This window comes from Flectobacillus sp., from assembly GCF_049240685.1.
In the GTDB taxonomy this organism is placed as follows: domain Bacteria; phylum Bacteroidota; class Bacteroidia; order Cytophagales; family Spirosomataceae; genus Flectobacillus.
Genome location: NZ_JBMLSD010000227.1, coordinates 1 through 10,462, shown reverse-complemented (window position 1 = coordinate 10,462; position 10,462 = coordinate 1). Strand labels below are relative to the sequence as shown.

Here is a 10,462-nt window from a genome sequence, read left to right as displayed (position 1 = left end):
AGGGTGAATTGGCACTTGGACGTAACATGAAAGTAGCCTTCATGCCTTGGCAAGGGTACAACTTCGAGGATGCGATTGTAATTTCTGAGAAAGTTGTTCGTGACGATATCTTTACTTCAATCCATATTGAAGAATTCGAACTAGAGGTTCGTGATACAAAACGTGGAGAAGAAGAATTAACAGCTGAGATTCCAAACGTTTCGGAAGAAACCGTGAAGAACTTAGATGAAAATGGTGTAGTACGTGTAGGTTCTGAAGTGAAAGAAGGCGATATCCTTATTGGTAAAATTACGCCAAAAGGTGAGTCTGACCCAACACCAGAAGAAAAACTACTTCGTGCTATCTTCGGTGACAAAGCTGGAGATGTGAAGGATGCTTCTAAGAAAGCACCACCATCATTGAAAGGTGTGGTTATCGATACAAAATTGTTTAGCCGTCCTAAGAAAGACAAAGACGAGCGCGAAAAGGCGAAGAAAGAATTGGCAATTTTATCAAAACAATTGTCAAGAGACCTTACTTCTATTCGTGCTACGATGATTGGTAAAATGATTGAGCTTTTGGAAGGTAAAACTTGTAATGGTATCAAGCATAAGTTTGGTTCGGTAATCCTTGAAAAAGGAATTAAGTTCACCGCTCGTAACATCGAAGAAGCTTTGTTCCCTGCTAAAAACTTATACCGTGATGATAGCTCTTATAGTGTGCCAGAAGAAGCTAACTTGTTAGCTGACTTGATTTTGGAAGATGCCACCGAAGATGAAGCTTCAAACAAGTTGTTGTTGCAATTAGTTAAAAACTACAACGTTCGTCGTAACGAATTAGTAGGTCGCTTCAAACGTGAAAGATTCGTATTAGAAGTAGGTGACGAGTTGCCAGCGGGTATTGTGAAATTAGCAAAAGTATATATCGCTAAAAAACGTAAGTTAAAAGTGGGTGATAAAATGGCTGGTCGCCACGGTAACAAAGGGGTAGTTGCTCGTATTGTTCGTGACGAAGATATGCCATTCCTAGAAGACGGAACACCAGTAGACATCGTATTGAACCCACTAGGGGTACCTTCACGTATGAACATTGGTCAGATTTACGAAACAGTATTGGCTTGGGCTGGTGAAAAATTGAATAAGAAGTATGCTACTCCAATCTTTGATGGTGGTACAGAAGCCGAAGTGGCTCATGAACTAGCATTAGCAGGATTGCCAGCTTGGGGTCGTACTTACTTGTACAATGGTCTTACTGGTGAGCGTTTTGATCAGCCTGTTACAGTAGGTATTATTTACATGCTGAAACTAGGTCACTTGGTAGACGACAAAATGCACGCTCGTTCAATCGGACCATACTCATTAATTACACAACAGCCTCTTGGTGGTAAAGCACAATTTGGTGGCCAGCGTTTTGGTGAAATGGAGGTTTGGGCACTCGAAGCATTTGGTGCTGCTAATATCCTTCAAGAAATCTTAACCGTTAAATCCGATGACGTAGTAGGTCGTGCTAAAGCATACGAAGCTATCGTTAAAGGTGAAAACATGCCAAAACCAGGTATTCCTGAATCATTCAACGTATTGATTCATGAATTAAGAGGTCTTGCTCTAGAGATTACCCTCGAGTAATTTGAAGATAAATTGATTTGAAGATTTGCGAAAGTTTTCCAAATCTTCAAATCTCCCCATTTTCAAATACACAAAAAAGAACCATTTTCATTCAAATACAAACACGAAAATGTCATTCAAAAAGAATAGAAAATTAAATAGCGACTTCCAAAAAGTAACTATCTCGTTGGCATCGCCAGAGTCAATTCTTGAGGGCTCGCATGGTGAGGTTACCCAACCCGAAACCATCAACTATAGAACCTACAAACCAGAAATGGGAGGTTTGTTCTGCGAGCGTATCTTCGGTCCAACGAAAGACTGGGAGTGTCACTGTGGAAAATATAAGCGTATTCGCTATAAAGGTATCATCTGCGACCGTTGTGGTGTAGAAGTTACCGAGAAAAAAGTACGTCGTGAGCGTATGGGACATATCGAATTGGTAGTTCCTGTAGCCCATATTTGGTACTTCCGTAGCTTACCTAACAAAATTGGTTATTTGTTAGGTCTTTCTACAAAAAAATTGGATCAAGTTATCTATTACGAAAGATACGTGGTAGTGCAGCCTGGTATCAAAGAGGAAGATGGTGTAAACAAAATGGACTTCTTAACAGAAGACGAATATTTGGACATTATCGATAAGTTACCTCGTGAAAACCAATTGCTACCAGACGAAGATCCTCAAAAATTCATCGCTAAGATGGGTGCAGAGGCTCTTGAAATGTTGTTGAAACGTACTGCGTTGGATGACCTTTCTTACAGCCTTCGTCACTCGGCTGCTAACGATACTTCTCAACAACGTAAAGCTGAGGCTTTGAAACGTTTGAAAGTGGTAGAGGCTTTCCGTGAAGCTGGTACTCGTATTGAGAACAAACCTGAGTGGATGGTTATCAAAATGGTGCCTGTAATTCCACCAGAATTGCGTCCTTTGGTACCTTTGGATGGAGGTCGTTTTGCTACTTCCGATTTGAACGACCTTTACCGCCGTGTAATTATTCGTAACAACCGTTTGAAGCGTTTGATCGAAATCAAAGCTCCTGAAGTAATCTTACGTAACGAAAAACGTATGCTTCAAGAAGCAGTTGACTCATTATTTGATAACTCACGTAAGGTTAACGCTGTTCGTTCTGAGGGTAACCGTGCTTTAAAATCCCTTTCTGATATGTTGAAAGGTAAGCAAGGTCGTTTCCGTCAAAACTTATTAGGTAAACGTGTTGACTACTCTGGTCGTTCGGTAATTGTTGTAGGTCCAGAATTAAAAATGCATGAGTGCGGTTTGCCAAAAGATATGGCTGCCGAGCTATTTAAGCCGTTTGTTATCCGTAAATTAATTGAGCGTGGTATTGTAAAAACGGTAAAATCAGCTAAGAAAATCGTTGATAGAAAAGATCCTGTAGTTTGGGATATCTTGGAAAACGTAATGAAAGGACACCCTGTTCTTCTCAACCGTGCCCCAACCCTCCACCGTTTGGGTATCCAAGCTTTCCAACCAAAATTGATCGAAGGTAAAGCTATCCAGTTGCACCCATTGACTTGTACGGCCTTCAACGCCGACTTTGATGGTGACCAGATGGCCGTTCACGTACCACTAGGTCAAGAGGCTATCCTCGAAGCATCCCTATTGATGCTGGCATCGCACAATATCTTGAACCCTGCCAATGGTGCTCCTATTACAGTACCTTCTCAGGACATGGTTCTTGGTTTGTACTATGTAACAAAAGGACGTAGACATACACCAGAGTACCCTATCTTAGGAGAAGGTATGAAGTTCTATGGCTTCGAAGAGGTAGTTATTGGTATGAACGAAGGAAAAGTTTCGAAACATGCTAATATCGAAGTAAAAGCTAAGGTTCGTAAAGAAGATGGTACATTGGTAGAAGAAATGGTGAAAACTGTTGCTGGTCGTGTATTATTCAACCTTTGTGTACCTGAAGAAGTAGGTTATATCAATGAGTTGTTGACAAAGAAAAAGCTTCAACAAATCATTGCACAAGTATTCAAAATTTCAGGTGTAGCTCGTACAGCCAAATTCCTAGATGATATCAAAGAACTAGGTTATCAGATGGCCTTCAGAGGTGGTCTTTCAATGGGTATTGGTGATATCATCGTACCAGAAGAAAAGGCTGAGTTGATTACTAAAGCTACAGAAGACGTAGCATCAGTAACAGACAACTACTTGATGGGTCTTATCACTGATAACGAGCGTTACAACGCAGTAATTGATATTTGGACTAAAGTAAACTCGAAAATCACGGATACGTTGATGAAGCAGATGGAAAATGACCAACAAGGCTTCAACGCAATCTTTATGATGATGCACTCTGGTGCTCGTGGTTCTCGTGAACAGATTCGTCAGTTGGGTGGTATGCGTGGTTTGATGGCAAAACCTCAAAAGAACTTGCAAGGTTCGGTAGGTGAAATCATCGAAAACCCTATCCTTTCTAACTTTAAAGAAGGTCTAGACGTACTTGAATACTTTATCTCTACGCACGGTGCACGTAAAGGTCTTGCCGATACAGCCTTGAAAACGGCCGATGCGGGTTACTTGACTCGTCGTTTGCATGACGTTGCTCAGGATGTTATCGTTAATGAGGAAGACTGTGGTACTTTGCGTGGTATCCAAATCGCTGCCTTGAAAGATAACGAAGAAATTATCGAACCACTTTCAGAGCGTATCTTAGGTCGTGTGTCTATCCACGATGTGCATGACCCTGTTACAGGTGAATTGTTGATTCCAGCAGGTGAAGAAATCACTGAGGAAATGGCAACAAGCGTAGATGATACTGCAATCGACTCTATCGAGATTCGTTCGGTATTGACTTGCGAAACTCGTAACGGTGTTTGTGCTAAGTGTTATGGACGTAACCTTTCAACAGGTAGAATGGTAAGTATCGGTGAAGCTGTGGGGGTAATCGCTTCTCAATCAATCGGTGAGCCAGGTACACAGTTGACACTTCGTACTTTCCACGTTGGGGGTACTGCCCAAAACGTAACATTGGATGCCACAATCAAAGCTAAATTTGATGGTATTATCCGATTCGAAGAGATGCGTACTGTTGCATCTGTTGATGCTGAAGGCAACCCTGTCGAAATTGTAATGGGTCGTTCGGGTGAGGTTCAAATCGTGAACCCTACTACAAACCAAGTTTATATCGCAAACAACGTTCCTTATGGTGCATATTTGCGTGTTAAAGATGGACAAACTATCACTAAAGGTGAAGAAATCTGTGCTTGGGATCCATACAACGCTGTAATCCTTTCAGAAGCAGACGGTATTGCAAGATTCGATTCAATCGAAGAAAACATTACCTATAAGGAAGAGGCCGATGAGCAAACTGGTTTGAGAGAAAAAGTTATCATCGAATCTAAAGATAAAACAAAGAACCCTTCTATCGTAGTTGTTAGCAAAAACGGTGAGGAAACTTCTTACAACGTACCAGTAGCAGCTCGTCTTTCAGTAGAAAACGGTGCCGTGATTAAGCCAGGTCAAATCCTCGCAAAAATCCCTCGTGCAGCTGGTAAAACTCGTGATATTACAGGGGGTCTTCCTCGTGTAACCGAGTTGTTCGAAGCACGTAACCCTTCTAACCCTGCCGTAGTTTCTGAAATCGACGGTGTTATCACGTTGGGTGGTATCAAACGTGGTAACCGCGAAATCTACGTTAAAGCAAAAGATGGTGCAGAACGTAAGTATCTTGTTCCACTTTCGAAACACATCCTTGTACAGAACAACGACTTTGTTCGTGCAGGTATGCCACTTTCGGATGGTGCAATAACTCCTTCTGATATCTTGGCTATTAAAGGACCAACTGCCGTACAAGAATACCTTGTAAATGAAATTCAGGATGTATACCGTCTACAAGGTGTAAAAATCAACGATAAGCATATCGAATGTATCGTTCGTCAGATGATGCAGAAAGTAGAAATCGTTGACTCTGGTGACACTATGTTCTTGAATAACCAAAATGTTGACCGTTTTGCAGTTCGTGAAGCTAACGACGATATCTTGGATAAAAAGGTAGTTGTGGATGCAGGTGACTCCGATAAAATGAAAGTAGGTATGATTGTTACAACTCGTGCCCTACGCGATGAAAACTCTTCATTGAAACGCCGCGACTTACGTAAAGTAGAAGTTCGTGATGCTCAACCAGCAGTATCACAGCCAAACTTGCAAGGTATTACGCAGGCTTCATTGGGTACCGAATCATTTATCTCGGCTGCGTCGTTCCAAGAAACTACCAAAGTATTGTCTGAAGCTTCTATCAGAGCAAAATCAGATGGCTTGGATGGCTTGAAGGAAAACGTAATCGTTGGTCACTTGATTCCTGCAGGTACTGGTGTTCGCAAATACCAAGATTATATCATTACATCAAAAGAAGAGTTACAACAAATCGAAACAGCTAAAGAACAGCAAGCTCAACAAAAGGTGGGTGGCTATCGCAAAGCTCGTTGGATTGTGTAATAACAACTCATTTTGAATAGATTTTCAAAGGCTCTTAGATTCATTTCTGAGAGCCTTTGTTCTTTTTAGAGGAAATACTAAAATCTCGAAGGCTTTGTTTGTTCGTTTTTTGTCGATAAGTGTCTTGTTTACAGGATGTTGTTGTGTTTTTTTGTGAAATAAGTTTGAAATAAAAAATTATAAAACGACCCTATCTTAAGTTAGCACGCAAAATTATGTTTAAGTTCTCGGGCAACAGGCACAAGTCAAAGAGTGTTAAAATGTTTTTTAGTCACGATAGATATGTTTTGCCGAATGCCCAAAGCTGAAAGCCGAGGGCTCAAAAATTAAATATTATTTTGCGTTAATACTTAAATTGATAAAACTTCATTTTTATGCCATAATTCGCTTCAATAAAAAGGTAGAATAATTGAATAGGTCGGGTTTTTGATTAAATTTGAAAAACAAAATTTTATGTTTTAAACTATGGCAAATCAACAAGACGAGACCCAAATCAATGTAGAGCTTACCGAGGAAATGGCAGAAGGTGAGTATGTAAACCTTGCAATGATTGCACATTCACAAAGTGAATTTGTAATTGATTTTATCAAAATGATGCCCGGCTTACCCAAAGCAAGAGTAAAATCACGCGTTATTATGACACCAGATCATGCTTACCGATTACTAAATGCCCTCAAAGAGAATATCGCTAAGTATGAAGATACCTATGGAAGCATTTCAGACGAAAAAGGAGCAATAGGCTTTCAATTCCCAACAAATTATAATGGACCAGTTGGTGAGGCATAGCCTAAATGAGTAATACCTATTTTAAGAATAGTCTAGCGTATTCATGTTTTAGGCAATAGGCAGCAGGCACTAGGCAAAGAGTTGTGCTTGCCTGATGCCCGTTGCCTAAAGAATTACACTTCCATTCCCACCTAACAGTTTGGGACACATCAACATCCTTCATAAATATTATCCCTAAAATAGAGTAGAATAAACCCCTTATTTTACTTTCTAGTCAAGTATGTATTTACAAATTATATTCGTTGTGTGATGGATCTTAAACTAAACAAGTCATTTTTATCGACTGCATCTGCCCAATTAAAAGGACAAGTGCAAGTGCCTGATGAAGCTTTATTCTCTTTACCTGAAAAAGTATTACAGTTTGGTACAGGCGTATTATTGAGAGGCTTATGCGATTATTTTATCGATAAAGCGAATAAGCAAGGTGTATTTAACGGACGTATCGTTGTCGTAAAATCAACAGACAAAGGCGATGCCGATGCTTTTAACGAACAAGATGGCCTATATACACACTGTGTGAAAGGCTTAGAAAATGGTAAATTAATCGAAGAAACGATTATCAATAGTGCCATTTCTCGCACCTTATCTGCTCGTAACGAGTGGAGTGCTATTTTGGAGTGCGCCCGTAACCCAGAGATGCAAATAATTATTTCGAACACAACGGAGGTTGGAATTGCACTACTCGAATCCGATAAGGTGACGTCGTCTCCTCCTCAATCATTTCCAGTAAAATTATTGGCTTTCTTGTATGAACGATGGAAGCATTTTGGAGGTTCTGCTGAAAGTGGAATGGTGATTGTGCCTACCGAATTAATTGTTGGAAATGGCGACAAACTGCAAGAAATTGTACTAGAACAAGCTCATCGTAACGCACTCGAACCTGAGTTTATTGAATGGATTGATACACATAATCGTTTTTGTAATTCTTTAGTAGATAGAATAGTACCAGGAAAACCTGAAAATTCAGCCGAAATTTTACAGAAGTTAGGATATCAGGATGACTTGTTGATCATGTCGGAGGTTTACCGTTTATGGGCTATTCAAGGCGATGAGCATGTTCGTAAGGTGTTGAGTTTTGCACAAGCAGATGAAGGTGTAATTATCGACAAAGACATCGAGATTTATCGTGAACTCAAACTTCGCTTACTAAATGGTACACACACACTCATGTGTGGTATGGCTTATTTGCTAGGTTTTAAATACGTAAAGGACGTGATGGCCAATGGTTATATGAGTCGTATTATTACCAATCTGATGTTAGGCGAATTGTCCTTGGCTATTCCATATAAAGTAGATTCAAAAACAGCCGATCGTTTTGGCCGTATGGTGCTAGATCGTTTCCGTAATCCATATATCAATCATAAGTTGTTGGATATTACAGTACAGTATTCTGCTAAAATGCGTATGCGTAATGTACCAATCTTGATGGAGTATTACCGTGAATTTGGTCGTGCGCCAGAGCTATTTGCTATGGGTTTTGCTGCTTATTTACAGTTTATGCATGCTGTAAAAGAGGTAAATGGCAATTATTACGGAGAATGTAACGGCGAGCACTATCAGATTAACTGTAATTATGCATCCTATTTCTACGATGCATGGGATAATTTTGATTTGCATAAAGTATTATCCAATCGTAGTCTTTGGGGTGAAGATTTAACACAGTTGGCCGGGTTTGAAGAATCAGTTGCAAAATACTTGTAAGAATAATTGAAACAAGAAAGGCGTTCTAGCTCTCCAAGAGTTTAGGACGCCTTTTTGTTTTACCAAAACATGATTTCTGAAAAGCATTTGTTATCTTTCGGAAGACAATTCTGTACAATCATTAAGGAATCAGGAATCATGAAAAAAGTAATCACCTTTGGTGAAGTGTTAATGAGACTTACCACACCAAATTTTGCAAGATTTTCACAAGTGGACTCGTTCAACATCAATTTTGGTGGTGGCGAAGCCAACGTGTCTTCGTCTCTTGCAATTATGGGTATTCCAGCAAGTCATGTAACAGTTTTTCCTGATAATGACCTTGGCTATGCAGCACGCACTACCTACCTCAAATATGGTGTTGGTACGGAGTTTATGCAAATGAAAGGAAATCGTTTGGGTATTTATTTTGTCGAAAATGGTGCTGCTATGCGCCCTTCAAAGGTAGTTTATGACCGTTTTGATTCTGCTTTTGCATTACTTAATCCTGCTGATTTTGATTGGGATGCCATCTTTGCTGACGCCCAATGGTTTCATTTTACAGGAATATCTCCTGCCATATCTGCATCGGCTGCAGAGGCTTGTCTTCATGCAGTAAAAGCTGCTCGTCGTTTAGGGCTAACGGTTTCAGCGGATGTGGGATACCGTAAAAATCTCTGGCAGTGGGGCAAAAAGCCAAGTGAGGTAATGCCTGAGCTAATCGCGCATTGCGATGTGATTATTTGTAGTAAAGGCGATGCCAATGATATGTTTGGGATTACTCCAAATGATGAAAAGGGTAGTTTTAAATCTATTTGTCAACAGATTTTAGCGCAATTCCCTCAAGTCAAGTTTGTCCTAAATACTAAACGAGGGCAAATTTCTGCTTCACATAATACCCTCTCTGGAATATGCTGGAATGGCACCGAAATGATAAAAACTAAGACAATTGATATCCCAAATATCGTAGATCGAATTGGCGGTGGCGATGCCTTCATGGCGGGTTTTATTTATGCGTATATCACATTCCAAGATATTCAAAAAGCATTAGACTATGGTGTAGCGGCCTCAGCCTTAAAGCATACAATAGAGGGCGATTTTAATTTGGCAACTCTTCCCGAAATTGAAATGGTTGTGCAAGGTGATGTAAGCGGAAAGCTCAAACGCTAATCTAACATTATTTTTTTTAGAATTGTTATTGATTCTTCTATCTCTGAAAGATTCATTGAGGCAAAACCAATTCTACAGGCATTTAAAGGTTTATATGCGCTCCCATTTGGTAAGTATAAGCCTTTTTTGTTAGCTTTTTCTGACAGTATTTCTAAGGGATATTTTTTCGAAAACTTCATCCAGATTGCCATTCCACCTTGTGGCTTTTCAAAAGAAACCTTTTCTTCTAACTCTTTTTCAAATAAATCACAGGTAAAATCACGACGCTCACGATATTCCTTAAGTGCCTTGGTTACGTGTCGTCTGAGTGTTCCATCTTCTAATAAATCGGCTAGGCAGGCTTCGAGGAGAGTATCTCCCTGACGGTCAATAATTCTTCTTATTTTACCTAGTTCTTCAATTATTTTAGGGCTAGCAACAACGTATCCTACTCGAAAAGTGGGTGCTATTAGCTTGGTGAAAGAACCAATATAGATGACTTTTTCATGTATATTGGCACTAGCCAATGGGAGTACTGGTCGATTAGCATAATGAAAATCGTAGTCATAGTCATCTTCGATAATCCAAAAATCATACGTTTCAGCTAATTGCAATAAATGCAAACGACGTTCAGGTTTGAGCGTAACAGTAGTCGGATGATAATGATGTGAGGTAACATATACCATCCTGATAGGATGCTTCTGACAGAGTTTTTCTAAGGCAATTGTATCCAAACCATCTTCATCCACAGGAATGGTTATCATGGTTGCTCCAAAATGCTCAAATGTCTGGTTGCTTGCTTGATAAC

General features: G+C 39.9%; 5 protein-coding genes and 1 pseudogene. 5 read left to right on the top strand and 1 reads right to left on the bottom strand.

The annotated features are described in order from the left end of the window. The 5 genes and pseudogenes from rpoB to ACOVQ4_RS10455 all read left to right on the top strand — a co-directional run. Positions 1 to 1,604: pseudogene (gene rpoB, locus ACOVQ4_RS10475) on the top strand (DNA-directed RNA polymerase subunit beta); the annotation flags it as partial. Between the two features lie 109 nt (positions 1,605 to 1,713). Then, positions 1,714 to 6,042, top strand: a complete 4,329-nt coding sequence (rpoC, locus tag ACOVQ4_RS10470) for a DNA-directed RNA polymerase subunit beta' (protein WP_421820590.1) — start codon at positions 1,714 to 1,716, stop codon at positions 6,040 to 6,042. 465 nt (positions 6,043 to 6,507) lie between these two features. After that, positions 6,508 to 6,828, top strand: coding sequence for a DUF3467 domain-containing protein (locus ACOVQ4_RS10465; protein ID WP_421820589.1), 321 nt, complete (start codon positions 6,508 to 6,510; stop codon positions 6,826 to 6,828). 249 nt (positions 6,829 to 7,077) lie between these two features. Continuing rightward, positions 7,078 to 8,529, top strand: coding sequence for a tagaturonate reductase (locus ACOVQ4_RS10460; RefSeq protein WP_421820591.1), 1,452 nt, complete (start codon positions 7,078 to 7,080; stop codon positions 8,527 to 8,529). A gap of 69 nt (positions 8,530 to 8,598) precedes the next feature. Further along, positions 8,599 to 9,675, top strand: coding sequence for a PfkB family carbohydrate kinase (locus ACOVQ4_RS10455; protein ID WP_421820588.1), 1,077 nt, complete (start codon positions 8,599 to 8,601; stop codon positions 9,673 to 9,675). Here ACOVQ4_RS10455 and ACOVQ4_RS10450 read toward each other — a convergent pair. Further along, positions 9,672 to 10,462: PLP-dependent aminotransferase family protein (locus ACOVQ4_RS10450; RefSeq protein ID WP_421820587.1), on the bottom strand; the 791-nt coding region annotated here is incomplete at its 5' end. The genes ACOVQ4_RS10455 and ACOVQ4_RS10450 overlap by 4 nt on opposite strands.